This window comes from Lysinibacillus sp. NPDC086135 (assembly GCF_044746345.1).
Lineage (GTDB): Bacteria > Bacillota > Bacilli > Bacillales_A > Planococcaceae > Lysinibacillus.
This window is the reverse complement of record NZ_JBIVCA010000002.1, coordinates 313,944-337,622: the sequence shown is the minus strand read 5'-3', so window position 1 is coordinate 337,622 and position 23,679 is coordinate 313,944. Positions and strand designations below refer to the sequence as shown.

General features: G+C 36.8%; 26 protein-coding genes. 22 read left to right on the top strand and 4 right to left on the bottom strand.

The annotated features are described in order from the left end of the window. Nucleotides 1-173 precede the first annotated feature (173 nt). From ACIPKN_RS04785 to ACIPKN_RS04750, 8 genes are all read left to right on the top strand, one after another. Nucleotides 174-560 carry an SRPBCC family protein gene (locus ACIPKN_RS04785; protein ID WP_400933911.1) on the top strand — a complete coding sequence of 129 codons (387 nt, stop codon included), beginning with the start codon at nucleotides 174-176 and terminating at the stop codon, nucleotides 558-560. Nucleotides 561-662: 102 nt separating this feature from the next. Further along, the gene (locus ACIPKN_RS04780) at nucleotides 663-1,196 is read left to right on the top strand and encodes a sigma-70 family RNA polymerase sigma factor (RefSeq protein WP_400933909.1); all 534 of its coding nucleotides are present in this window, start codon (nucleotides 663-665) and stop codon (nucleotides 1,194-1,196) included. Next, entirely contained in the window at nucleotides 1,180-2,064 is an 885-nt protein-coding gene (locus ACIPKN_RS04775) for a hypothetical protein (protein ID WP_400933906.1), read from the top strand. Before ACIPKN_RS04780 ends, ACIPKN_RS04775 begins: the two co-directional genes overlap by 17 nt. Before the next feature lie 173 nt (nucleotides 2,065-2,237). Continuing rightward, complete coding sequence (locus ACIPKN_RS04770) at nucleotides 2,238-2,954, top strand: toast rack family protein (RefSeq protein WP_400933903.1); 717 nt, start codon at nucleotides 2,238-2,240, stop codon at nucleotides 2,952-2,954. Nucleotides 2,955-3,142: 188 nt separating this feature from the next. Continuing rightward, nucleotides 3,143-3,418, top strand: coding sequence for a hypothetical protein (locus ACIPKN_RS04765; RefSeq protein WP_400933900.1), 276 nt, complete (start codon nucleotides 3,143-3,145; stop codon nucleotides 3,416-3,418). 212 nt (nucleotides 3,419-3,630) lie between these two features. Further along, nucleotides 3,631-4,173: a sigma-70 family RNA polymerase sigma factor gene (locus ACIPKN_RS04760; protein WP_400933897.1), complete on the top strand. Its 543-nt coding sequence runs from the start codon at nucleotides 3,631-3,633 to the stop codon at nucleotides 4,171-4,173. After that, a complete protein-coding gene (locus ACIPKN_RS04755; RefSeq protein ID WP_400933894.1) occupies nucleotides 4,157-5,263 on the top strand; it encodes a DUF4179 domain-containing protein in 1,107 nt (368 codons plus the stop codon). Before ACIPKN_RS04760 ends, ACIPKN_RS04755 begins: the two co-directional genes overlap by 17 nt. 86 nt (nucleotides 5,264-5,349) lie before the next feature. Next, nucleotides 5,350-5,874, top strand: a complete 525-nt coding sequence (locus ACIPKN_RS04750) for a tubby C-terminal domain-like protein (protein WP_400933892.1) — start codon at nucleotides 5,350-5,352, stop codon at nucleotides 5,872-5,874. A gap of 96 nt (nucleotides 5,875-5,970) precedes the next feature. Here ACIPKN_RS04750 and ACIPKN_RS04745 read toward each other — a convergent pair whose 3' ends face one another. From ACIPKN_RS04745 to ACIPKN_RS04735, 3 genes are read right to left on the bottom strand one after another with little or no spacing between them, the layout of a single operon-like run. Beyond that, entirely contained in the window at nucleotides 5,971-8,475 is a 2,505-nt protein-coding gene (locus ACIPKN_RS04745) for an ABC transporter permease (RefSeq protein ID WP_400933890.1), read from the bottom strand. Beyond that, nucleotides 8,475-9,203, bottom strand: a complete 729-nt coding sequence (locus ACIPKN_RS04740) for an ABC transporter ATP-binding protein (protein WP_400934059.1) — start codon at nucleotides 9,201-9,203, stop codon at nucleotides 8,475-8,477. Before ACIPKN_RS04740 ends, ACIPKN_RS04745 begins: the two co-directional genes overlap by 1 nt. A gap of 52 nt (nucleotides 9,204-9,255) precedes the next feature. Continuing rightward, a complete protein-coding gene (locus ACIPKN_RS04735) occupies nucleotides 9,256-9,747 on the bottom strand; it encodes a sigma-70 family RNA polymerase sigma factor (protein WP_400934057.1) in 492 nt (163 codons plus the stop codon). Between the two features lie 525 nt (nucleotides 9,748-10,272). On the opposite strand from ACIPKN_RS04735, the gene ACIPKN_RS04730 reads away from it, so the two are divergent. The 7 genes from ACIPKN_RS04730 (at nucleotide 10,273) to ACIPKN_RS04700 (ending at nucleotide 18,441) form a co-directional block, all read left to right on the top strand. Continuing rightward, nucleotides 10,273-11,298, top strand: coding sequence for a DoxX-like family protein (locus tag ACIPKN_RS04730; RefSeq protein WP_400933887.1), 1,026 nt, complete (start codon nucleotides 10,273-10,275; stop codon nucleotides 11,296-11,298). After that, complete coding sequence (locus ACIPKN_RS04725; protein ID WP_400933884.1) at nucleotides 11,295-11,906, top strand: DUF4166 domain-containing protein; 612 nt, start codon at nucleotides 11,295-11,297, stop codon at nucleotides 11,904-11,906. Before ACIPKN_RS04730 ends, ACIPKN_RS04725 begins: the two co-directional genes overlap by 4 nt. Continuing rightward, complete coding sequence (locus ACIPKN_RS04720; RefSeq protein WP_400933881.1) at nucleotides 11,875-13,410, top strand: YndJ family protein; 1,536 nt, start codon at nucleotides 11,875-11,877, stop codon at nucleotides 13,408-13,410. The genes ACIPKN_RS04725 and ACIPKN_RS04720 overlap by 32 nt, the downstream gene beginning before the upstream one ends. A 70-nt stretch (nucleotides 13,411-13,480) precedes the next feature. Continuing rightward, nucleotides 13,481-13,918: a hypothetical protein gene (locus ACIPKN_RS04715; RefSeq protein WP_400933878.1), complete on the top strand. Its 438-nt coding sequence runs from the start codon at nucleotides 13,481-13,483 to the stop codon at nucleotides 13,916-13,918. Between the two features lie 270 nt (nucleotides 13,919-14,188). Continuing rightward, entirely contained in the window at nucleotides 14,189-15,871 is a 1,683-nt protein-coding gene (locus tag ACIPKN_RS04710; protein ID WP_400933875.1) for a methyl-accepting chemotaxis protein, read from the top strand. Nucleotides 15,872-16,133: 262 nt separating this feature from the next. Next, nucleotides 16,134-17,696 (top strand): right-handed parallel beta-helix repeat-containing protein, encoded by a 1,563-nt coding sequence (locus tag ACIPKN_RS04705; RefSeq protein WP_400933872.1) that lies wholly within the window; start codon nucleotides 16,134-16,136, stop codon nucleotides 17,694-17,696. A 553-nt stretch (nucleotides 17,697-18,249) separates the two neighbouring features. Continuing rightward, a complete protein-coding gene (locus ACIPKN_RS04700) occupies nucleotides 18,250-18,441 on the top strand; it encodes a hypothetical protein (protein WP_132358405.1) in 192 nt (63 codons plus the stop codon). 206 nt (nucleotides 18,442-18,647) lie between these two features. Here ACIPKN_RS04700 and aac(6') read toward each other — a convergent pair whose 3' ends face one another. After that, nucleotides 18,648-19,082, bottom strand: coding sequence for an aminoglycoside 6'-N-acetyltransferase (aac(6'), locus tag ACIPKN_RS04695; protein WP_400933869.1), 435 nt, complete (start codon nucleotides 19,080-19,082; stop codon nucleotides 18,648-18,650). Between the two features lie 70 nt (nucleotides 19,083-19,152). Between aac(6') and ACIPKN_RS04690 the strand changes: the two genes are divergently transcribed. From ACIPKN_RS04690 to ACIPKN_RS04660, 7 genes are all read left to right on the top strand, one after another. Beyond that, complete coding sequence (locus ACIPKN_RS04690; RefSeq protein WP_400933867.1) at nucleotides 19,153-19,701, top strand: cysteine hydrolase family protein; 549 nt, start codon at nucleotides 19,153-19,155, stop codon at nucleotides 19,699-19,701. 1 nt (nucleotide 19,702) lies between these two features. Next, entirely contained in the window at nucleotides 19,703-19,948 is a 246-nt protein-coding gene (locus ACIPKN_RS04685; RefSeq protein WP_400933864.1) for a hypothetical protein, read from the top strand. A 323-nt stretch (nucleotides 19,949-20,271) separates the two neighbouring features. Next, nucleotides 20,272-20,847: a DNA-3-methyladenine glycosylase I gene (locus ACIPKN_RS04680; protein WP_400933862.1), complete on the top strand. Its 576-nt coding sequence runs from the start codon at nucleotides 20,272-20,274 to the stop codon at nucleotides 20,845-20,847. Further along, nucleotides 20,837-21,520, top strand: coding sequence for a DUF1963 domain-containing protein (locus ACIPKN_RS04675; RefSeq protein WP_400933859.1), 684 nt, complete (start codon nucleotides 20,837-20,839; stop codon nucleotides 21,518-21,520). The genes ACIPKN_RS04680 and ACIPKN_RS04675 overlap by 11 nt, the downstream gene beginning before the upstream one ends. A gap of 505 nt (nucleotides 21,521-22,025) precedes the next feature. Further along, nucleotides 22,026-22,328, top strand: a complete 303-nt coding sequence (locus tag ACIPKN_RS04670) for a hypothetical protein (RefSeq protein ID WP_400933857.1) — start codon at nucleotides 22,026-22,028, stop codon at nucleotides 22,326-22,328. Between the two features lie 162 nt (nucleotides 22,329-22,490). Then, nucleotides 22,491-22,880 carry a hypothetical protein gene (locus tag ACIPKN_RS04665; protein WP_142510216.1) on the top strand — a complete coding sequence of 130 codons (390 nt, stop codon included), beginning with the start codon at nucleotides 22,491-22,493 and terminating at the stop codon, nucleotides 22,878-22,880. A gap of 76 nt (nucleotides 22,881-22,956) precedes the next feature. Then, nucleotides 22,957-23,577: an NAD(P)-dependent oxidoreductase gene (locus tag ACIPKN_RS04660; protein ID WP_400933854.1), complete on the top strand. Its 621-nt coding sequence runs from the start codon at nucleotides 22,957-22,959 to the stop codon at nucleotides 23,575-23,577. Nucleotides 23,578-23,679: the final 102 nt, after the last annotated feature.

The window sequence follows — 23,679 nt, the reverse complement described above, 5'->3', positions numbered from 1 at the left end:
CTTAAAGAGTGTGTTTTAAACAAGCAATTGTCAAAACACGCTTTTTATGTTGGATTGTTGCGGAAAAGCATAGCAAAACCTAAAAACAAAGAATTAAAGTTGTAACTGTTATTTATTCCTATAATAGGATAAAGTTATAGAAAAAGCACGATTTCAGCAAACGGAGGAATGCGATGATGGATCAAGAAAAAAGTTCGATTTGGATTGATGCAAGTATTGCAACAGTTTGGCGGGCTGTCACAGAAGAACAGCTGCTGACGCAATGGTATGCCCCTGATTCAACTTGGGAAATCCCCGAATTAGAGGTAGGAGAAGAGATGATATTCTCGATAATGCCGAATGAACAAAATCAGCTTGCGGAAAAATTACCGATGGTGTTAACGATTAAAAATGTAACGCCAAATCGAGAGTTTTCGTTTTACTTAGGTATAGAAGAAACACTGATCGCTATTGTCTTAGAGGAAGAAAAAAATGGCACCACGGTCACTTTTAATACGAAGGGCTACGAGGCTTCTCTCGCTAACTTACAAGCTTTAGTGGAGGGAAATGATAACTTTTAACATGTAAGTTTCATGGAGAAATTTGATTTTTCCATGAAACTTTTTCATTGTTCATCAGTCTAACTGTAAATGTTTTTTTGTAAAAGCAAAGGGGGCGAGCAAATGTTAAAAGAACAAAAGGACGCTCACTTATCTAGAGCCATGACAATGTACGGGGATTATTTATTACGCGTATGCTTTACATATGTTAAAGATTGGACAGTGGCTGAAGATTTGGTACAAGACACATTTGTTAAATACTATGAAAAAATGGAGCAATTTCGTGAAGAAGCTTCCATCAAAACATATTTATATCGAATTGCGATTAACAATTGTCACAGTTATCTTTCAAGCTGGCGTTATAAAAAAATACAAGTCATTGATTATTGGAGCAAATTCAAGAGCCTTTCCAATAATCCTGAAAAAGAAGTATTGATGGAAGAGACGGATGCATTGCTAGTGGCATCGATTGAGAAACTTCCGACGAAATACAAAGATGTACTACTACTATTTCACTTTGCAGATTTTTCCTTAAAGGACGTTGCAGAATTACTAAAGCTACCAGAAAATACGGTCAAAACACGATTAAGGCGAGCGCGTCAAATGGTAGGCATCACGCTATTGGAGGAGGGGTTCGAATATGGATCGGATTCGTAATGCCATCAACGAAATGTATAAGGAAGGTAACTTCTCGCATGAAAATCATGAAAAAACGTTTCAAAAAATCAATCAAAAAACGAAGAGACGAACACCGTTAATGCCAATTATCCTAACAGCAGTCGTATCAGCTTGTCTGATCATTGGCTTAAAGATGATGCTTTTTCAACATGATATCCAATCAACGACGTCGGCAATTATCGATTCAAATCTTTATCCAGAAAAGTCTGGAAAGGTGAAAGACTATAGCGCCTTAACACGACCATGGATGGTAGTAGGATTAGTGAGTTCTGTGTTCTTATTTATTTTTGCGATAGTAGCATTTATGAAAAAATGGTTTTGGCGAGTATTACTATGTATCATCATCATAATTGCCATTTTGGGGAATATGTCTGAACGAATTGGGTACCGCATTTACGTACAGAATGAAGCAGAAATTCGAAATACTGTAAAACTTGGACCTTTTCATCCGGATACTGTTAAAATGCATGATACAATAACGATACAACAGTATAGAATTGGTTATTTTTCGGAGAATCGCTTTCAAGGTATAGCAATTTTCAAGCATGATGGCAAAGGCTATGCATTGGATCATTATATACAGAGCGAAGTAGATACCATGGTTTCTATTTATTTGAAAGACATTCACTATCTTGTTATTCCATTACTTAACCAACATAACATTGAAAAAGTAATAGTAGACACTGGGACCGAGCGAATTGAGAAAGCAGTTGATTCGAATGATGCGCAATTAATGTCAGTGCCTCTAAATTCAGAAATAGCTACTTCTCAATTGGTGATACATGCATTGGATCATGAAGGAAATACTTCTATTCTCTATAATGATTCACGTATTTTCACCTATTAACAGCTACCCTGTATGAATATGATGTTTTCATACGGGGTTTTTGACATATCCATGGAAGGGGTGCTCACTACGTCTTAGGTCTTAGAAGATTTTAAAGCGGAGGGTCGTATTTATAAATGAAAATTCATATATAATGAATTTATTGGAATATTATATAGCGGGAGGAAATTACATTGAAAAAATTTATGGGACTTGGTTTGGTAATAGGCGCCTCATTAATTGCGCTATCGGGGTGCAACTCAGTCATACCAGGTAAAACCAAAGATGAAACGATCTTAGTAGAAAAGGATAAAGCAGAAAAGTTAGATGTTGAATTACAACTTGGAATTGGAGAAATAACAGTAGAAAAAGGTGCTAAGGATTGGATTGAAGGTACTGCTCAATACAATATTGATAAACTTGCTCCAAAAGTAAAATATGACCTACGTGGCAAGACAGGAAAAATATCGATTGATCATAAAGGCTCAACTAACGTGCGTTTAGGGAAAATAAAAAATATATGGGATATTAAACTAAATGAAGATATTCCAATGGATCTCTCAATCGAAGCGGGAGCGTCGGATGCAGAAATAGATCTACAAGGGTTGCAGCTTGAAAAATTAGATATTAACACGGGTGTTGGCGATCTTAAAGTAAATTTAGGTGGCGATTGGAAAAAAAGCTTCGAAACGAATATTGAAACAGGTGTTGGGAACACTACTGTCACTTTACCGTCAAAGGTTGGGGTAAAGCTTACGACAGAAAAAGGCATCGGCACATCAAGTATTGATGGCCTCATTTCTAAAGGAGAAGGGGTTTATGTAAATGAAGCGTATGACAAAGCAGATGTAAAAATAGAGGTCAATTCCGAAATCGGATTAGGCGACGTTACTTTCAAATTGGATAAATAAGGAAAAGTTTAGTAGGCTACTTTAAGTGAGTAGTCTACTTTTTTTGTAGAAACATAGGTGACGGCTAGATGACAAAAGTAATGGATAGAACGCTAGTGTACGATAGAAGAATCAAAGTCGTGGATAGAAGAGTCAAATACGTGGATCTTGGATAGAAGAGCAAATTCGTGGAAAGAAGAGCCGGAGTCGTGGATAAAAGAATCAAAGTAATGGAAAAAAGAGCCAAAATCAGCGATGTTTCGAGTTCTATCAGCGGTTCTCGCTCTCTTATCAGCAATAAAAACAGCAAAATCACTGATAAACCACCTACAATCGCTGATAAAAAGCTTGTTAGCAGCGAAACTCTATGGTTTAGCGGCGTTCTTTGCTTAGTTGGCGGTGCAATTCTAGGGTTTAGTGGCGTTCTTTGCGTGGTTGGCGGCGAAACTCAAAGTTTTAGCGGCGAATTCCAACGTAAGCTGTAAAAATTTAGGGAAATTAAAATCGGGGTTGAAAAACTTTGTATAGAATTTTACACAATATTAAGGACTGACTGATGTTCCGTTTTCTATCAGCGATGTTCCGCGTTCAATCAGCGATTCTCGCTCTCTTGGATAGAAGTTTATAAAAAGAATTTTGTCAAAGTGAAACCTTTTGATTGGGTTAATTACTCTAAGTATTGAAAGGAGGAAACAGCATGGAACATGACTTATCGATCGTTAAACAGGCTATTACAGGAAATAAGGAAGCGTTTGAGCAGCTACTCATTTTAGAGGAAGAAAAATTATTTTATACCGCGCTTTCTTATGTTGGCCGAAAAGAGGATGCATTGGACGCTATTCAAGAAGCAGCATGTAAAGCCTATCTAACCGTGCATCAACTAAAGCATCCGGAATTTTTCTCCACATGGCTGTTTCGGATTTTAATACATGAATGCTATCGTTTGCTAAAAAAAGGGCAGAAAATCATTCCTTATGAAGAAAGTGAATTATTAAATCGTTTACAGGAGCAAGAAAATGTTATGGCGAATCCAATCGATTTATCGGACGCAATACAGCTTTTGAATCACTCTCAGCAAATGGCCATCATTTTATTTTATTATCATGATTTACCGATTAAAGAAATTTCAGAAGTAATGGAAAAGCCAGTTAGCACTATTAAAACGTATTTGCATCGTGGAAAAAAACAATTAAAACGAGAATTAGAAAGGAGTGCAACGTTTAATGAAAAAGCCATTTAATGAAAACAGTACCCTTCCGGAATTCCCAAGGGATGACGTACGAGCAGCGATTGCCAATGGCATAAAACAAGCAAAGGAGCAAAAAAATATGACTCAAACACCTGTACAAATTAGAAGAAAAAGCAAACGAAAACCATTATTATATGTAGCAAGTACGGCAGCCGCATTTAGTATTATGGTAGGTTCTGCCGCGTATGTATCACCAACTTTCGCAAGCACATTATCACAGCTACCAATTGTCGGTTCGGTATTCAGTAACTCAGGTTTACCTGGGCTAAAACAAGCTAGTGAACAAGGATTAACAAGCACTATTGGAGAAAATCATTCAATTAATGGTATTTCTGTAACGATAGACGAAGTTCTTTATGATGAATCTAATATTACGGTAGGATTTACAGTTAATTCTGAAAAGGAATTAAGTAAGGATTACTTTGGGGCAGGACTGGACTTTACTATTAATGGTAAAAACCCTGAAGTGGCATCTGGAAGCTTTAATGAAAAGGTAATAAGCTCAACGGTTCATACAGGTCTTGCAAGATTTGCTGTGATGGGAAAGATGCCGGATTCCTTTGAAATGGGCTTAATGTTAGAAGGGAAAGAAGGGGAGAAATGGGAATTTACAGTTCCTGTTAAAAAGATTACGGATACTATTTATGTTCCCGTTAATCATCAGCAGCAAGCAGAGGGCATTCAACTGAATGTGTCCAAAATTTCATTAAGCCCATCAGGTATAGCACTTGACTATAAAGCTACTGAAAAGGGGACAATTGATAATCCACAAGTAGGTGCATCGTTTATAGAATTCCGTATTACCGATCAGAATGGCCAGGAGATTACTTCGCATTCTGGTGGAGGTGAAGGTCATTTCGATAATGGTGTATGGAACTTTAGCAGCATCAAGTCTTTTGACCCGATTTCAAACGATGTTCAAAAATTAACGATTACTCCATATTTAATGCTTCCTTCAGACGGGGGCGGTGTACAAATGGATAAGGATGGCATAGAAACAAAAATACCATTCGATAAGTCATCACTAAAAGAAGTGAAGTTCCAACCATTCGCAGTAGAAATACCTAAGCAAAATAAATAAACATTCAGGCGTCAAATACAACCTTTGTATTTGGCGCTTATTTTATGTTAGTTTATAGAAAGCAACTGAATGAAGGAGCGAACGGATTGAAGATTTATACATACAAACAACCAGCGGCCATTGAGTCAACAGAATCAGTAGCCATTTTAAATGAAGCAGGGGAAGTATCGTCGACTGTTCAACGTGTTTATTCGAATGGACTGAAAAAGGCATTTGACCGCACGATGGACTATCGCTATTTTGTACGTTTTGATGTTAGTGATGTCGCTGGTCAGCCACTTTTCACATGTAAGAAGATGTCGCGTCGTGGTCGAGTGCATTTTATAGGGAAGGATTTCGTCACAGGCAAAGAGTATATGATTGCCTATGATGGCTGGCAAATTATGATCCCTGATTTAATTATCACGGATGGCGACCAACAAATAAAACTGAACAAGGAAATGGAGGACTGGTCTATATTTTCTCTAGAGGATCAACCAATTGCACGCTGGCAGGCTGTCTTTTGCGAGACTCATTTCGAGATTACGCTTCAAATTGAAGATAACAGCCCAATACAGCATGAAGCATTTTTTATTGCGATCGGACAAGCAGTACTGTTTGTAGGAGCGTAAGATGTCGATAAATTTGAAAAAGTGTCTGATAAACTGAAAAATTTGAGCGATAAATGAAAAACAGACCCTCTGCTACATAAGAGGGTCTGCTTTCATTTAAATATCAAGCATTTCATTCGCTAATTTTTTACGACTTATCCAGTAACCTTGTAGTGTAAAGACAGTAAGTGTCGCGACTAAAAAGACGATACTCGTAACACCTAATGTAACGAAGTCATAAGATCCTCCGTCAATCGTAAACATTAATTTTGTAAACAGAAGTCCAAGAAATGTCCCAACAGCCAGTCCATAAAGTACAAAGGATAACACTTGCGTCAAAATCAGCTTGATTATTCCTCGCGGTGAAAGACCTATAAGCCGCTGAATTGCATAATCGGCACGTTTTGAGTAAATGGAGTGAAGCAGTGTTTGTAATACGCCGAGACAAGTAGCAGAAATTAAAATAACAAAGACTCCAACAAAAAGGCTCCAGCGCTGGAAGGTCATTTCATCATTTTGTTTGATAAATGTCTCTTTATCAGTAATTTTTAAAGCTGGCCAACGCTCTTGTAAGTATGAGAGATCAGCGAATGCCTGCTCTGTATCATCTGCTTCCACCATTATGTTTGTAATGATAGTTGAATCAGAAGATACTATAAAAGAAGACCAATCCACAAATAAATCTATATATTTATTATAAGAATCAAGAGCTACATCAATTACTAGCAATTCACCAATTGGCACATTTTGTTGAAGTGTTTCATCAAATGTCCCTGCCATTATACGATCACCAACTGCTAATTGATGTTTTCTAGCAAATCTTTCTGTAATGATCACTCCATTTTTCAAATCTCCTTTAACAGCATCAAGCTTTTTTAATTGGACGTATTTTTCAACATCAACGGCCTCGAAGTTACTACCTTCTTCCCAGCCATTTTCGCCTTCAAGCGCGATCCAAGGTGCTTCACTTCGTGCATAGGCATAGGCCACACTCGGCAATGCCTCAATTTCATTTATTAGATCCGGTGTAATGGTTGGGTCATTTAATTCATTATCAATTTTAATCGATGTTTCATATTGTGAGTTAATATACTCATAGGAGCTTTGCTGAGCAGATTTAAATAAAGAGCTACCAAATATTAAAATGACCATTAACCCGATAATACTAAGTATAATCGGCATATTTCTTCGTACTTGTGGCATAAGCTGCTGACACGCTAAGTATGCTTCTTTGCCGAGCACAGTACGAATAGGCTTTAATGTAATTTTGAATAGTGCTGTAAAGAGGTATGGCATTATATAAAGGAAAATTCCACTAACAAGTAATGTACCAATTAATATCATTAGTGCACCTTTGCCACTATTTTTACCGACTTGATAAGCATTCAAAAACAAGAATAGTGATATGAACGCAACGCCACTCACAACAATCGTTTTCCATTTTGTCCATCGTAAACTTAAATTTTCATTCTCTGTTGCGATTTGTAAAGGTAATAGACTTGAGCTTTTATGAACTTGCCATTGTGTGATTAACTGTAGCAATAAAAAACTTACAATAGCAATTACCAACACAAAGATCATCGGTAAATCAGTTTTTGAATCCGGCATTTTCATCAAGGTAATGAGCTGTGGTAGCCAACTTTTTATTACCAATAAACTGACCGCTGTCCCCAGCAATACGCCGAAGCCAATGATTGTAGATAATTGCAATTGTACAATGCGTCCTACTTGCTTTGTGGAGGCGCCAAGTGCACGAAATACCATAAGCTGTTCTTTAATTTTGTAAAATAATAGCTGGAATGTTGATAGCAGTAAAACACTTGAAATAAGTAGTATAAAGAATGAAAGTACAACCATAAAAATGATTAATGCTTGTAAATTTCTCTTGAATTCATCGTAGTCACTCATAACATCTACACGTAAAGTTTCATCAAGCTGTTTCAATTCCGTACCCACTAAGGTAGCCACATTATCTTCTGTTTTAATGAGTGCAAACATACCAGCTGTTTGTGCATTACTATTATTCATCCAAGTTTTCAACTCATCATTTTGCATAAGGATAAAATTAGGACTATCTGTGCCTTTAAGGGGTGGAAGGATTTCTAGTATCGTAAAGCTACTTATATTTGCTTCAACAGAGTCTCCAACCGTTTTATTGAAAGTAACGTTTAGCGTATCGCCGACCTCTTTGTGAAAAAGACGTGCCACATTTTCAGCAATCACAACTTCGTTCGGACCAAGATCGACATTAAAATGATAGCGGCTTTTCACTAAGTCATCATTTTCCACACCAACTGTATAAAATGATGTGTTTTTCTCATTTTCAACATATGTTTGAGCAAGTGACACACTCGAAACTTTTGTAACACCAGTCATTGCTTCGAAATTATCAATTTGCTGTGAAGTTAACAACCTGTTTTGATCGGGGTTATAGCCGACCATTAAATCCATTTCGCCAAATTGTGCTTGTATGTCTTCTTTCATTTGACTATGGGCATTCCATATGTAAACACTCATTGTCATGACAAGGCAAATAGAAATGGTGATAATACTAATACTCGTTAATACATTGGCCCACGCTGCACGAAATAGCTTCAGAGCAATAGTACGCATCGTAAACATTACACATCACCTCTAGTAATAAGCTTGAACCTTGCTAAAATACAATCTAAATCCTCTGCAGTTTGCTTATTTTGATAGGAGTCCACAATGGCACCATCATGGAAGAATAATACGCGATTTGCATAAGTAGCCACATAAGGGTCATGTGTCACGAGTAACATGGTTTGATTCATATTTTTTTGCAAGTCTACTAACAGCTCTAAAATTTCATCGGTCGTATTCACATCCAATGCACCAGTCGGCTCATCTGCCAGTAATATTGGTGGATTTGCAATGATGGCGCGGGCTATAGCAACCCGTTGCTTTTGACCACCAGAAAGCTCATTTGGTCGATGCTTTGCCCAGGCGGCAATATTTAGCTTCTCCATCATTTGCTGAACACGAACTTTGATCTCTTTACTTGGCACATCATTGAGGATAAGGGGGAGCGCAATATTATCTTCAACTGATAAATCCTTTAACAAATGGAATGATTGAAAGATAAAACCGATATTCTCTTTACGAAATTTCGATGCTTTTGGCTCTTGATAAATATCATGCGCTTCCTTTCCAAATAAAAATAACGCTCCTTCAGTCGGTTCATCGATGGCACTAATCATATTGAGCAGTGTACTTTTACCAGAACCGCTCGTCCCCATAATGGCCACCATTTCACCTTCATAAATCGTACAATGGATATTTTTTAATGCATTGACCGTATGATGCTTTTGTTGAAAGATTTTTGACATCCCTTCAATACGTAACACTTCTGTTAAACGTCCTTCGGGGATTGGAATCGCATTAATAACTCCTTTCAACGGATTGAACCCATTCATCAATATATGCCCCCTTTAATTGTTGTCGTAAAGCTTGTAAGCCTCTGCGAATATGAGTTTTTACAGTGCCCTCAGGACATTGTAAAATCACTGCAATATTCTTTACCGAGTAGTCCTGATAAAAACGTAATAGTAAAACCGTTTTGTATTTTTCCTCTAGCTCGCAGAGAGAATGCCATAAATCAAGTTCTTCTTCGATATAGGTAGGTGATGTACTTTTAAAATCCTCTAATGTATGTGGTTCTACAAGCTGTACCGAGTTTTTCTTGGCAAGATAGGTTTTACAGCAATTGATAATAATGCGCGTTAACCAGGTAGAAAAATATTGAGGGTCCTTTAATTGAGGTAAGCCCTCATATGCACGGATAATGGACTGTTGAAAAACTTCTACGGCGTCATTTTCATTTTGGACATAAACATAAGCCATTCGATATAACTTATGTTGCTCCTGCTCAATAAGCTGATAAAAAGCTTGCTCATCTCCGTTTTGTGCTAACTGTACTAGTGATTCTTGCAGTGTAGTAATGAAAAACGCCTCCTTCTGACTATTAGACTTGGCAAACTATCATTTCGATTCAACTTTTTTTATTTTATGGGAATTTGGTGGGTCATTCCCAAAAAACAGGAGATTACATTAGTTATAGACTTTACAATGTATATTAGTTGATCTTCGTTACGACGGATAAACCTTTTATAACGCCTTCGTGACCAACACCGTGTTCGTCCAAGACCCTGGAGCGAAACGGAAGTTTTCTGTGCAAAAGCGAAATGCTAACGTAACAAAGTTTTATCTGTGCGAATGCGCTCAGTAGGAATGCAAATCAACCCTATGTTATGGTGCTGTTCCAATTAAATGGGTAAAGTCCAATTTATGGTGAAAAATTAATTTATTGCTATAATACCATTAATAGAGTGGTGGTTATGGAGGATTATAGAAAGTAAACTAAATAACCAATAAGTTTGTTTGAAGGAGGATATAAAGATGAAGAAAAAGCCTATTTATGTGGAGGTGGATATACGAACACCCATCAATGAGGCTTGGAAATATACTCAAAACCCTAAGCTGCATGAGCAATGGGATTTACGTTTTACTTCTATTACATATATCGATAAAAAATCTCCTGAAGAACCTCAGCGCTTTACCTATGAAACGAAGGTGATGCCGGGCATATCAGTTAGTGGCTGGGGTGAGAGTAAAGGAGAGTATCATAAAAAAGATGGCACGAAAACATCTTCGTTACATTTTGGCACACCCCAAAAAATATCTCCAATTGCACAGGGGAAAGGGTACTGGAAATACATTCCTAACGACAAGGGGCTCACATTTTTAACTCAGTATGATTATGATGTTCGCTATGGGAAACTAGGGAAATTATTTGATGCTGTGTTTCGTCCCGTAATGGGCTGGGCTACAGCTCTTAGTTTCGATGTTTTAAAAAGATGGCTTGAAAAAGGAGAAAATCCTTTTTCTCAGTATCGTCGCTTCTTTTTAACAATGCTTATCAGTGTGCTTTTTTGTTTCGTGTGGTTGTACCACGGTCTTGTACCGAAAATTATCGTACAACATCCTACTGAGGTGATGATGATTGAGGAATTACTAGGCGGGGATTATAGTCAGTTGAATGGATCGGGCGTTGAGCAGAGCGGATCTGCCATCGAGCCGAGCGGAAATGTTGCAGCGAACAAATCTACAACATTGCAAAAACTAGCAGGATCACCTAAGAGTAACACTAGCCAAATCGTAAACTGGATTGGACTTGCAGAGATCATCTTTGCACTTTGTTGGTTATTGCCTCGAGGAAAGCGTTTATTGTTTGGCGTGCAAATATTGCTTTTTCCATTTTTAACATTGGGTGCCGTTCTAGCAGATAAAACGATTGCTTCTGCTCCATTTAATCCTGTAACACTTAATGTAGCATTGTGGGTATTGTCCATTATCGGGTTGATTTTAAGTAAAGATATGCCGAGTGCCAAAAGCTGTAAACGAAAGCGAGGAGGAACAGCATGACGATTTATCAAACTTTATTAGGGGAGGACTTTATTCGACTCCATCCAATGCTACAGAAGCGTTATATGTTACCAGTAGATCAGCCTTTTTATGCTACTGGCGTGATGCATAAAATTCAATCTGGTGCAAAGTGGCTGCGTCCTTTTTATGCGATAGCCTCCAAAACTAGATTCCTGTTTCCAGAATCAGGCGACGATGTTCCATTCTCAATTTGTAATACTTGTCGAGTATTACCAAATGGGGAACTTGAAGTGTTATGGGAGCGTACTTTCCATTTTTCAAACAGCACTAGACATTTTGATGCGAGAATGACGATTGATCCAATCCGAAAAATAGTGAAAGATTACTTAGGATCACCAGCTCTTTTTTATTCAGATTTGCATTTTGCGGTGACGGGTGAGGGGAAATTGGTCATTCGCTCCGGAGTCCAACGATTTGTAGTTTCCAAAATAGAATGTTCAATACCCAAAATATTAGAGGGGCGTGTTATCGTCGAGGAAGGATTTGATGACAAAAGAAATGTGTTTACGATTCATGTGTCCATTCATAATCCAATAATAGGGAGGCTGATGATGTATGCTGGTGAATTTACGCAACAATCTAAGTAGTCCTGTCCTGCTATTAGGGCTTATGCTGTCGGTCGTTTGTTATTTGTTTAGCCCGCAGCCTGAATATATGTTGCTACTCACAGTTGCACAGCTGATCTTTGTTCCAGCGATGGTGAAAATGGTCATTTCCTTTAACAAAGCCGGCGATGCTATTATTGTCGCGATGATGCTTGCTATTACGTTGTTACATTGGTGGTCTGAAGGTTGGATAGCAATCGTTCTCGTACTTATTTATGTTCTTTATACGGCGTTTATAGCTATACAAGGTGTGAAGCGATTTTTACAGCGAGGCTTTACAAACATGGCGGAGATATCAATTGACGTGGGGCTTATTTATATATTGATCGGTGGACTATGGTTTTTTGCTTTTATCGCAAACATCGATACAGGTTTTTCATCGTTAATAACATGGTTAACAGCCATCCATTTTCATTATTCAGCTTGTTTATTAACTATTTCTATAGGTCTTTTTGGGCGAATACATAAGAGTAGATGGTACAATGCAGTCGTTGTTATATTATTGACAGGTCCACTTCTTGTTGCAATAGGTATAACGTTCTCTACAATAATAGAAATTATTTCAGTGACACTTTATATCGCGGCGATTTACAGTTTATTTTTCCTTGCTTTAAAAACGAAACTTCCTCGTGGACAAGGTTTACTATTACGCATTTCTTATGGGTCACTATGTATCACGATAATATGGTCATTTATGTATGCATTTGGCTATGTAGGGATACCAGAAATGCTAAAATTTCATGGATTTATGAATGGTATTTTCTTCGGTAGTGTAGGGGTACTAGCTTGGGCTATAGCTATTCCCGAAACTAAATTTCAACCATTCCATTTTCCAGTAAGCCAAATTAGGGGGAAATTGCGAGAACGAAAAGACCCGCACCCTGGTTTAGTCGATGCGCTTAGTGACTTTGTGGATACGACAAAGCTGCCACCCATCATTCCACATTTTTATGAAGAAACAAATCAGTATCGTTTAATGGCATCTGTAAGGTGGAAAATCTGGTTTAAACCGTTTGCTTTGATTTATCAAGGCTTAAGTCGCTTCATGCAACAGCTGAATTTACCCTTCTCCAGTAAGCAAATTGAGATGACAGGAAAGGTTGTTAAAGTTGATGAGCTATACGATGGACGTCCATCTCCACGTGCCTGGATTCGTAAAATAGACAAACAAACAACCTTTGTCGCAATCTATTCAAAGCATACAACAGGACAAACCAGCTATATGAATATTGCACTTCCACTGCCTTTTTCAACAATGATTGGCGTGTTACATTTATATGATGAGAATGGTGCTTTATATTTAACGAGTAATCTCGATGGGGATGCTGGGATTTATTTAGCCATCAATCATTTTTTATTTCAACTACCTTTACAGGAGCATTTTAAGATAAAGGCAGAAGATGAAACAACACTAACGGCTGTGCACAAAATGCGTATTTTCGGTCTACCTTTTTTAGAAATTAACTATCAAATAACAAGAAAATAGAGTCTTATTGAAGGAATCTGCCTATCTTTACTAGAAGGTCATATAGACACAATAATAAAGGGGTGATTCGTTGCGATTAACGAAAGGGATTTCAGGTTTTGATGCAGACCATCTCATTGAACAGGATATGCGATCTTTCCAGTCGATGGTTTATCATTTAGTTACAAGTGAACAACGAGCAAAAGCTCTACAATTTATTGATCAGCCTCATTTTATTTATATGCAAGCGGTGATTCAACTGGAAGATGAGCGTTTGACGATCATTCATCATAGGCTGACGCCTTATATTGCATTTGCAAAGTTTGATGAAGAGTTAAGCTTTCAATTTTTAACAAAAGCTCAATTGCACAAATATTTTCCGATGCGTAAATGCCTTACTGCCGATACACTAAACACATTGTTGATGCAGGATAAGGAGTTGCACAGTTTATCGGAGGTAGAATGGAAATACATTTCACACTTTGATAGTAAAACAATCGGAGATGTTATGTTTAATTATTGGGATTAATATTTAAATAGAAGGAACAGTCTACTTTTGAGGCTGTTCCTTTTGCGTGTCAAAAGTCCTGTTGTGTAATTTTCTATTTAGTCCATCTGTCCAAAAATTATGGAAATTATTATCTGCTAAAAATTACATGAAAATCAACTAGTTATTTCATTTAATCTAGTTAAAATTCCAAATCAATCCAAACTTGGCTCAAGAGTGTTAAATTACTAATGGTGTGCAAATTATGACAATGCACATTAGATTGCATTTGGAAAGTAAGGAGCATTTGAAATGAATTTTAAGTCAATTAGTAAAAGAATCGTTTTTTCCTTTAGCATTGTAGTAGCAGTAGTGATTTTATACATTGGTTACAATTTTTATGCAGTCAACCAAAGCAACAGCGCAACGGAACAAATTATTGATGAAGAAATGCAATTACTAATTACAGATTATGAGGAAGCTCAGACGATAGGGCTAAGAATTGCAGCAGCTAGAGGTTATGTACTTTCTGGTGATGAAAAGTATAAGAAAATTTTTGAAGATAATGTAAAGCGTGCGGATGAGAATGAGAAACAACGTTTAGTAATATCAGAGACAGGTGATTTCAACAAATTTGCGGAAATGGCTAAAGAATGGAGCAGTTATATTGAAAAAGAAGTATTTACTGTTTATGATCAAGGCCAAATTGAACAAGCGACGAAAAATTTAGCAACTATGAGTAATAAGGCGACGGAAATACGTGAAGGCTTTGAGGGGTTAGCAGAGCATCGTAAGCAATCGATTAATGCGACTGGTGCAGACATTGTCAGTGCAGGGGAGACTAAGCAGCTTACAGGTATAATCGTCGGTATTGTGATTGTTATCGTGTCCATCGTGATTGCATTATTAAGTGCTCGAATCATTTCTAGACCAATCATCGCTGTGACAAATCGTATGCAACGAATTACTGAAGGTGATTTAAGTGAGCCTGCACTTGTGGTGAATTCCAAAGATGAAGTAGGGAGGCTTACAGAAGCAACTAATACGATGTCCAATATTTTGAACCGTTTATTAAAGCAAATTCAAACAGTGTCTAATGATGTAGCTGCGCATAGTGAAGAGCTTATGCAATCAGCGACAGAGGTGAAAACGGCTACGGCACAAATTGTTGACACAGTCACTGAAATCGCGAGTGGTACAGAAGTGCAGGCAAGTAATGCATCAGATGTAGCTACAACAATGACAGAATTCACCTTAAAGATAACAGATGTCAATAATAGCAGTACGGATGTTCAGCAGTATTCCCAAAATGTTATGGCTTTAACGAAAGATGGCCAAGATTTAATGGACGCATCTACTGAGCAAATGACATCCATTCATCATATTGTGAAGGATGCAGTTCATAAGGTGGACGAACTAAGTAAACAAACTCAGGACATTTCAAAAATCGTGGCAGTGATACAGGGTATTGCTGCACAAACGAATTTACTGGCACTTAATGCAGCGATCGAAGCGGCTCGAGCTGGAGAAAATGGTAAAGGATTTGCGGTCGTTGCAGATGAGGTTCGTAAACTTGCTGAACAAGTAGCAGTCTCGGTTGACGATATCACAGGCATCGTACAAAAAATTCAACAAGATTCAAACACGGTGACATCCTCATTGGAAAATGGCTACGAAGAGGTTGAAAAAGGCACAACTCAAATTGCCTCCACAAATGAAACATTCAGCCAGATTGCAGAAGCTGTTTACTCAATGTCAGCAAACATTGACAGCATGACGACAAAGCTAGAAGACGTAGTACAAAGCACTGTCAATATTAATAAATCAGTGGACGAAATTGCCGCTGTCTCGGAGCAATCCGCTGCAGGCATACAGCAAACTTCTGCAACAATCGAACAAGCAGCCAGCTCTATGGATGAAATCAATAATAGATCAGCCAATTTAGCACAAATGGCAGAGAGTTTAAACGACCTTGTTAGGAAATTTAAATTGTAATTATGTCTATTGTAATTCTGGACTTGCATTTATTACGGAATCATAAGTAGCTGCACCGAAAATTTAAAATCAGTTAAACCAGCAATGACGAGAAAATTGTTTAATTGCTGGTTTTTTAGTTTGCTTTAGAAGGATGAAATAGAAAATATATGTATTATCTACCCTCTATAAAAGAATCGATTGTAAATTATTTGTACAAAATTGAATAATAGGAAGTTCAATGGGGATATAAATAAAAGAAAACCGACATAGGAGTGTAGAGATGGCGACACTTGTTGTAAAGAGAAGTATTATGCACCGATACCAAAGTATTGGGCAGGCGATTCAAGAGGCAGAGTCGGGGGATTTGATTGAAATCCGGGATGGAATATATGAAGAAAGCTTCGAAATTTCCAAAAGGCTGACACTTTATGGAGTGGGGAATGTGACCATTAAAGGTGGCGTGTTTATCCGCTATCAGACACTTGTAAATATGCGAAACCTGCGTTTTACTCAAGGGCAGGGTATTTATGTAAAGGGAGATTTACAGCTAGAAAACTGTGTCATTGAGCAACAAATGGTGCAGACACAAGTGACCGTAAGTTTCGGTAGTTTAATGATGAAAAATGTCGATATTTTAGCAAGCCCAATCAATCATTTTGGTTTAAGTATTGATAATGGCTCAAGCGTTATTCTAGTGGATACAACGATCCAGCATCATGTTAAAGCTCAAATTAATGTGCAAAATAGTGAAATCGCATTAACTAATTGTATGCTGTTAGAAGGGCAAACGAATGGCATTTATGCAATGCGTGATGTAAAAATGGAGCTTGTGGATTGTGAAATTCATGGACATAAAAAGGCACAAATTGTAGCAGCCTTCAGTTCAATTTCAATGACCAATACACTTATTCACCAAGGGAAAGATGTAGGGGTGCAAGTTTTTGATAGCTCGAAACTAACGATGGATGGCTGTGAAATCAAGCATCATCAAGACACGCAACTGGTTGTTCATCAAAGTGAATTGATGGTGACAGATTCTATCTTTTCTGATGGAGTAGGAAACGGGCTATATGTTGGTGAGAAATCTAGGGCGATCATGTATGATTGTAAGATCCAGCGTCATGTGAAGTCTCAGTTGTTAATTGAAAATAGTAAAGCGGAGTTTCGTACATGTAGGATAAATAAGGGAAGGGCGACAGGCGTTACGATTGTCAACGAAGCCGATGTATCGATGACAGAGTGTGATCTCCAAGAACACCCACAATTTCACTTTATTATTGACTCAAGCGGGTTAAAGCTCAATCAGTGTAAGATCCAATTTGGGCAGGCAGGTGGTATTTATGGCAATGATCACGCCAAAATTACGCTGCAGAATACAATAATTCAAGAGCTTGAAAGTCATCATATTTATATAAATAATGCTCGACTCTTTACAGATAATTGTACGTTTGACCACATTAGCGGAAATGCGATTACTTGTATTGATGCTATTTTTGAAGTTACGAATAGTGAATTTAGCAACTGTTATGAAGGTAAATATGCAATAGTTTGGTCTGATAAGTCAATCGGGCGTATTGAGCATTGTACGATTGATAAAGCAGATCGCCCATTTTTAGCGATGTCCAATCAATCTTTACTTGAGATGGTGTATACAGATCTAACGGCTGTAAAAATACCGGCTATTGTACAGGGGAAGAGCCAATTATTTATCGAAGGGTATACTAACAAGACAATATGGAAGACTGATACAACGTCGAGAATAGTTAATTTGCCAGTCAATACTAGTGACAAGACAAAGAATGTTATATTAACAAAAATAGCTGGTATCCAAAAAAATGGATGAAAAATTACAAATACCAGTTGAAAATTTACAAAAATTTAACATTAATGCCCCGGATAGTAATATTAACAAAACAGTGTAAATTAACCGAATACAAAAGAAGGATAAGTAGTTTCGATTATTTTGAAATTACTTTTTTTGTGAGCTAAAAGCAATGTGTAACGACAGATGATGTATAATAAAGATAAAAATGTATTAAAAAAATGAGCATTTTATTTGTTGTCCTTATTCATTCAAACATGCTTTCGTATTTAGACTTATAAGCCGTGCTGTAGAATACTAAAATTCGACAAATGGGATTGATATTTTTATAATAGAATTAATAAATATCAAAAATCGTTACACATCCTTCACTGAAAATTATTATTGAATAATAATGTTTTTTTGTAGAAGTTGGAATTTTATTAAAATAAAGTAAAATTTGGATTAATTAAGTCCATGTGTTATCCTATAATTAGTGAAAATAGGTCATGGAATGGTTGTATTAGTTCGCTGTTTGAGAAAAGTGAATAATGATTATAAAATAATAAATGATTAAATTGGAGGTGAAAAAAGTATGTTTGGGCTTTCGAAAGAAGAAATTATGTTATTGCTTGAGAAGGTAGGATTAGAAGAAAAACAAAAAAAAGCAATTGCGAACATTATGTATCTTAACAATGAGCGAATAGAGCAACAACTTGCATTTATTATCCACCTAGTAATGGACGAGCGCGAAAGAAACATTTCAGCCAATACATATTTAAATTAATAAATAGTACATATAATAGCCAAAATAAAAGGACTTTTAAGGTTTGTGTTCCTGTTATAGATCCTTTATATATCGAACAAATATTAATCACAAGTGTGTAAAAAAGCACTTGTGATTTTTTTCTTTTTTGCAATATTAACTGTCTATATACTCGCAGATAACAAAAATAACGAATAAGGTTATTCCGTAGGGGGATCACCTCATTTTTATAATTCCTTCGTAAAACAAATAATGCGGTTTGCTTCGGTGAAACCTAATTTAAGATGGACTGCTAGACTTTCGAGATTTTGCATTTCACAATCACTAGCGAATTCTAGACATCCTTTATGTTTAGCCCAATGCTCACAACTCTCAATCAGAAGCTTTGCAAAGCCTTTCTGCCGATAGTGTTCTTTTACGAAGAGTCCTTCTAAATAGCCGACTGGGCTTGAGTGGGTACCTTCAATATAATCTGTTCGGAGTTGACATTGTGCAAAACCGACTGCTTCATCATCCACATATGCCAGGAAAATCGTAGCGTTTTCAGCATTTATTAGTTGCGCCATTTCATCGTTAAATTCATCTAACGTATGATTTGGCCAGAGTTGAAGTGCTAAAAATGATGCTGTTTGAACATCTTCTCTATTGGCTTGTTTAATCATATTGAGTCTCCTTTGTTTAAAATGGTAAAAATTGAAACTTTTTGCTTTTTAAGAACGTAAAAATAAGTTAATGGTACTCGATATTCAAAATGATTACCTTAGTAATCAAGCCCGAATGCCTGTGGCAAAGCATCAAATTGAGCCCATTTTAAAAGGCATTAATGACCTGATAAAAAGAGCTGAAAGATCAAATGTCCCTATCCTCTATATTAGGAATGAATTTGAGCGAAAGCAAGTACTTTCCAACCTTTTACGAAAATTCACTGCATTAAAAGGGAGTAAAGGTGCGGAAATGGATAAACGATTATTAAAAGCTGAGGGGGTGTATTTTTCAAAAAATAAAGCGGATGCATTTAGTAATCCTAGCTTAATGAAGTATTTAAACAATAATGGCATCCACGAATTAATAGTAACGGGCGTTTTTATAGAAGGCTGTGTAACTGCAACAGTGGAAGGGGCTCTAGCTAGAAATTTTGCTGTAACTGTTGTGGGGGATGCAGTCGCGGGTGCTACTGATCAAAGTAAGGAAACAGCCTTAATAAGGTTAGCTACACAAGACATCTTAATCCTTAGTTCGGAACAAATTTTTGAAAGTGAAAATGACAAAGGGGAAATTTGAAATGACACTTTTCCAACGATTAATTGTACAAGCTAACAACCCAAGAGGATTCATAGGCTCAATGATGCTACGAATTTTGAATAAGGGGCATAGTAGTATGAATACTTGGCTAATGAAACAGGAAGCCATAAATGATGGTGATCTTGTATTAATTGTTGGCTGTGGAGGTGGAAAAACACTTCAATCCTTATCGAATATTAATCCAAGTGGTAAAATCTATAGTATGGATGTGGAAATGGAAAAGTGATCGTGGCCAAAGCAAGTGTTTCAAGCATTTCGTACACAGATTAGTTTTTTGATACGATTACAGTGTTCCAAACGCATTATTTTTTACTGCACATAGCAACTGTTGTGAAGGATGTATTTAGAGTATTGAAGGACGATGGGAAGAATCATAATTTCGGAGCTCTATAAAATTAATTATCATATGAAAGCCTATAAAACAAAACCTGAAATCAAGTAGCTGTTTGAAAGTGTTGGGTTTTAAACCGTTACTATAAAGGAAAATACACAAAAAGGCTGGCTTTGTATAATAGGGATAAATGAATACATAAAATGGAGGATATATAAATGAAAAGATGTGAATGGGTCAAGTTAGATGAACCTTTATATGTTGAGTATCATGACAAAGAATGGGGTATTCCCGTCTATGATGATCAGCATTTATTTGAGATGCTCTGTTTAGAGGGGGCACAAGCTGGACTTAGCTGGTGGACAATTCTACAAAAAAGAGAGGGCTACCGGGCAGCTTTCGATCAATTTGATGCTTCGAAAATCATACTTTATACGGATGACAAGCTACAGGAGCTTCGTCAGGATTCTCGCATCGTACGTAATAAGCTTAAAATTGCTAGTGTTGTGACGAATGCTCAAGCCTTTCTACGGATACAAGAGAAATATGGCTCCTTCTCTAAGTATATTTGGGGATTTGTGGATCATCAGCCGATTAGCAATGAATGGTCGTCCATTGCTGATGTACCTGCTACAACAGAAATTAGTGAACGAATGAGCAAGCAATTAAAAAAAGACGGCTTTAAATTTGTTGGAAGTACGATTTGCTATTCATTTATGCAGGCAACAGGAATGGTTAATGATCATGTCGTAGATTGTATTTGTCGAAGTGAGGGATCAGCTAATGGGAATTGATGATATTAAGGCACAGCTAGTGAGACAGGCAACGATTTTTGAAACAGGTGGGTTTAGACCTACATATGACCTGCTAGAAAGCTGGATTGGCTATGTTGGATGGTCTTTACCTGAGGAACAGAGGCCACAAGGGTTTCAGCCACTAGCGACCTTATTTTTAAAGGACCTTTCTTTTGTGCCTGCGTCACTAAAGCATATTGAGCTGCTAACATTATTTATCAATGATGAAATATTTGATCACCTCATAGAAGATGATCTTAGCCGTTTTTTTGAAATAAGAGCATATACCTCTATAGAAGGGTTAATCCAGCAAAATTGGCAGCATGACCGTATTCGCGCTTTTCCACTTATTCCAAAACATATTGATAATGATTATCCGACATGGGATGGAGGTGGGATTCCATCTGATGTGGAGGATGAAATTTTAAGGTTAGAGCACGAGGAGGATTTTGAATACTTCGATGATATTGTAGAGGAAATACACGCTATTCATAAAATAGGTGGCTATCCAGCGTTTTGTCAAAGTGGTCATGATTACGGTGAGGACTTTCCCTTTGTATTACAGATTGCCTCAGACGAGAAGGCACATTTCAATATCGTCGATAATGGAAATTTCTATTTCTTTTTTAATCCAAAACTACAAGAATGGCGTGTTCATTGCGATTTTTATTAGCAGTGAAATCATAAATCATAAGATAGATGTTACAAACAAACGTCTATTGATGACATGATTAGGAGGAATAATGATGAGGAGGCAAACTTCTGAAATTAGCAAAGTAAAGAAGGTGAGGAAAATGGAAAACAAAACAGTTATTAAGAGCGGAATTAGTTTTGGCTCCGTATTGGCCATTACTATTTCCTGGAGTGTAAATCATTCCATTATATGGGCAATCATCCATGGTTGTTTAAGTTGGTTGTATGTAATTTATTACGCACTAATAAAATAAAAATGTTTTAATGTGAAATCCAATGATAAAAGCGGGATGAATGTGGAACCTGACACTGTGCAATTGTTTAACGATACATTGAATTGTATACATACAATAGAGAATGTGTGCTTTGTTCATAACTTTTGAGCATTTAGCATAAATAACTAAGTGCTCGTTTTTCGATGAAAAGCTCATATTAAGAAAGATTACTAACATCTTTCCATGTATCGTAGAAGAAAGGTTGATAGGATGACACATCAAGTGACCGCCACAAGCAATATTGATTTTAATGCTACAGGTGTTGATGAAATATTACAAAATGTAGCTTTTATATTATCTACTTTCGTAATATCTTGCCCTTTTTACAGAGATTTTGGTTTAAGACTAGACACGCTTCCACCTTTCCAGCTTGTCAAAAGACGTAACACCGCACGTCTTTTGGAAAGCATTCAACGTTTCGTGCCACGAGCTATAGTAATAGATGTTGATTATGTTGGGGATGCATATGTAGGAAAATTAGAACCTGTTGTGAAAGTAATCGTAAACGAATAAACGATTAAGGTAAATATTGTCCCCTTGCTAGGCTATCTAAATGTTAGTCTGGCAAATATTATGGGGATTATTAAACAAATATTTCATATTGGGCCAGTGAGACTCATTCATTATTTAATATGATAAGCGTATTCTATTAAAAAGATGAAATGGAGAGAACATATGAGAGGATTAATAAAAGGCCTTTTTATTTTATTTTCCTTGATGTTAGTAACTGCAGCATTGCTAAAATATAATCAACCTTCATATGAAAGACCCATTCAAAAAAATCCCGATACAAATTATAGTGAAGAAATTGGTGAAAAATTACAAAGCACGAATTTCACACAAAAAATTATAGTAGCGTTACGAGCAGCAGGCTATTTTCCAGATAGTACAATCGGCTACTTAATTGAAACTCCGAGCAATCAACTAATAACGATACAATTACATAATTTAGATAAACTCGAAAAGAGTACAGAAAGCGAAATCCAAAATATCGTCAATAGTATCGCGGAAACTAATGATCTTCAGCTATTTATCGTTAATATCAGACTTACTGATGTTCATTAACAACGCTTAAGGATAAGAGACCTCTAAATCGTTACAGAACATTTGTATGCTATAATCAAGAAAAGAGGTGATCATAGTGAGAATTTTAGTTTTAGGTGCCACTGGACGCGTTGGTAGCCATATTGTTTCCCTAGCGTTACGAGATAAACATAGCGTTACAGCTTTAGTTCGTCACCCAAATAAGCTAAAAATAAATGATGAAAATTTACATATTGTACAAGGAAATGTTTTAGAAAAACAAGATATAGCAAAGGTCATGGAGAATGTAGATATTGTAATTAGTGCATTAAACACTGATGGCACAAATACATTAACTGAAAGTATGCCGCTAATTCTTGATGCAATGGAAAAAGAGCATGTGAAAAGAATGATAACTGTCGGAACAGCTAGTATTCTACAAAGTCGATTGACACCAAGTATTTTACGTTATCAATCGAGCGAATCAAAAAGAAAAACAACCTTTGCGGCAGAGGAGCATCATAAAGCCTATCATTTATTGAAAAACTCTAATACTGATTGGACAATCGTCTGTCCGACATACTTACCGGATGGTGAATATACGGGCACTTATCGTATCGAACGAGACTTTTTACCGGATGGTGGGATAGAAATATCTGTAGCAGATACCGCAGAGTTTGCCTATCTACAAATTCAGAGTAAAGAATATGTGAAATCGCGTGTAGGTATTGCGTATTAGATTTTCAAACAAATACGTAATTAATTATAAGAAGAGACTGAAAAAACATGTTTTAAAGGTTGGTAGAACTTTGTTCAGCTTTAGGGGGGCGTTAATCGAAAA

What these genes read in the sequence shown, in the direction of transcription:
- ACIPKN_RS04785 (WP_400933911.1), top strand. Translation starts at nt 174, where the DNA reads ATGATGGATCAAGAAAAAAGTTCGATTTGGATTGATGCAAGTATTGCA.
- ACIPKN_RS04780 (WP_400933909.1), top strand. Translation starts at nt 663, where the DNA reads ATGTTAAAAGAACAAAAGGACGCTCACTTATCTAGAGCCATGACAATG.
- ACIPKN_RS04775 (WP_400933906.1), top strand. Translation starts at nt 1,180, where the DNA reads ATGGATCGGATTCGTAATGCCATCAACGAAATGTATAAGGAAGGTAAC.
- ACIPKN_RS04760 (WP_400933897.1), top strand. Translation starts at nt 3,631, where the DNA reads ATGGAACATGACTTATCGATCGTTAAACAGGCTATTACAGGAAATAAG.
- ACIPKN_RS04755 (WP_400933894.1), top strand. Translation starts at nt 4,157, where the DNA reads ATGAAAAAGCCATTTAATGAAAACAGTACCCTTCCGGAATTCCCAAGG.
- ACIPKN_RS04745 (WP_400933890.1), bottom strand. Translation starts at nt 8,475, where the DNA reads ATGTTTACGATGCGTACTATTGCTCTGAAGCTATTTCGTGCAGCGTGG.
- ACIPKN_RS04740 (WP_400934059.1), bottom strand. Translation starts at nt 9,203, where the DNA reads ATGTCAAAAATCTTTCAACAAAAGCATCATACGGTCAATGCATTAAAA.
- ACIPKN_RS04730 (WP_400933887.1), top strand. Translation starts at nt 10,273, where the DNA reads ATGAAGAAAAAGCCTATTTATGTGGAGGTGGATATACGAACACCCATC.
- ACIPKN_RS04725 (WP_400933884.1), top strand. Translation starts at nt 11,295, where the DNA reads ATGACGATTTATCAAACTTTATTAGGGGAGGACTTTATTCGACTCCAT.
- ACIPKN_RS04720 (WP_400933881.1), top strand. Translation starts at nt 11,875, where the DNA reads ATGCTGGTGAATTTACGCAACAATCTAAGTAGTCCTGTCCTGCTATTA.
- ACIPKN_RS04710 (WP_400933875.1), top strand. Translation starts at nt 14,189, where the DNA reads ATGAATTTTAAGTCAATTAGTAAAAGAATCGTTTTTTCCTTTAGCATT.
- ACIPKN_RS04705 (WP_400933872.1), top strand. Translation starts at nt 16,134, where the DNA reads ATGGCGACACTTGTTGTAAAGAGAAGTATTATGCACCGATACCAAAGT.
- ACIPKN_RS04700 (WP_132358405.1), top strand. Translation starts at nt 18,250, where the DNA reads ATGTTTGGGCTTTCGAAAGAAGAAATTATGTTATTGCTTGAGAAGGTA.
- ACIPKN_RS04690 (WP_400933867.1), top strand. Translation starts at nt 19,153, where the DNA reads ATGGTACTCGATATTCAAAATGATTACCTTAGTAATCAAGCCCGAATG.
- ACIPKN_RS04685 (WP_400933864.1), top strand. Translation starts at nt 19,703, where the DNA reads ATGACACTTTTCCAACGATTAATTGTACAAGCTAACAACCCAAGAGGA.
- ACIPKN_RS04680 (WP_400933862.1), top strand. Translation starts at nt 20,272, where the DNA reads ATGAAAAGATGTGAATGGGTCAAGTTAGATGAACCTTTATATGTTGAG.
- ACIPKN_RS04675 (WP_400933859.1), top strand. Translation starts at nt 20,837, where the DNA reads ATGGGAATTGATGATATTAAGGCACAGCTAGTGAGACAGGCAACGATT.
- ACIPKN_RS04670 (WP_400933857.1), top strand. Translation starts at nt 22,026, where the DNA reads ATGACACATCAAGTGACCGCCACAAGCAATATTGATTTTAATGCTACA.
- ACIPKN_RS04665 (WP_142510216.1), top strand. Translation starts at nt 22,491, where the DNA reads ATGAGAGGATTAATAAAAGGCCTTTTTATTTTATTTTCCTTGATGTTA.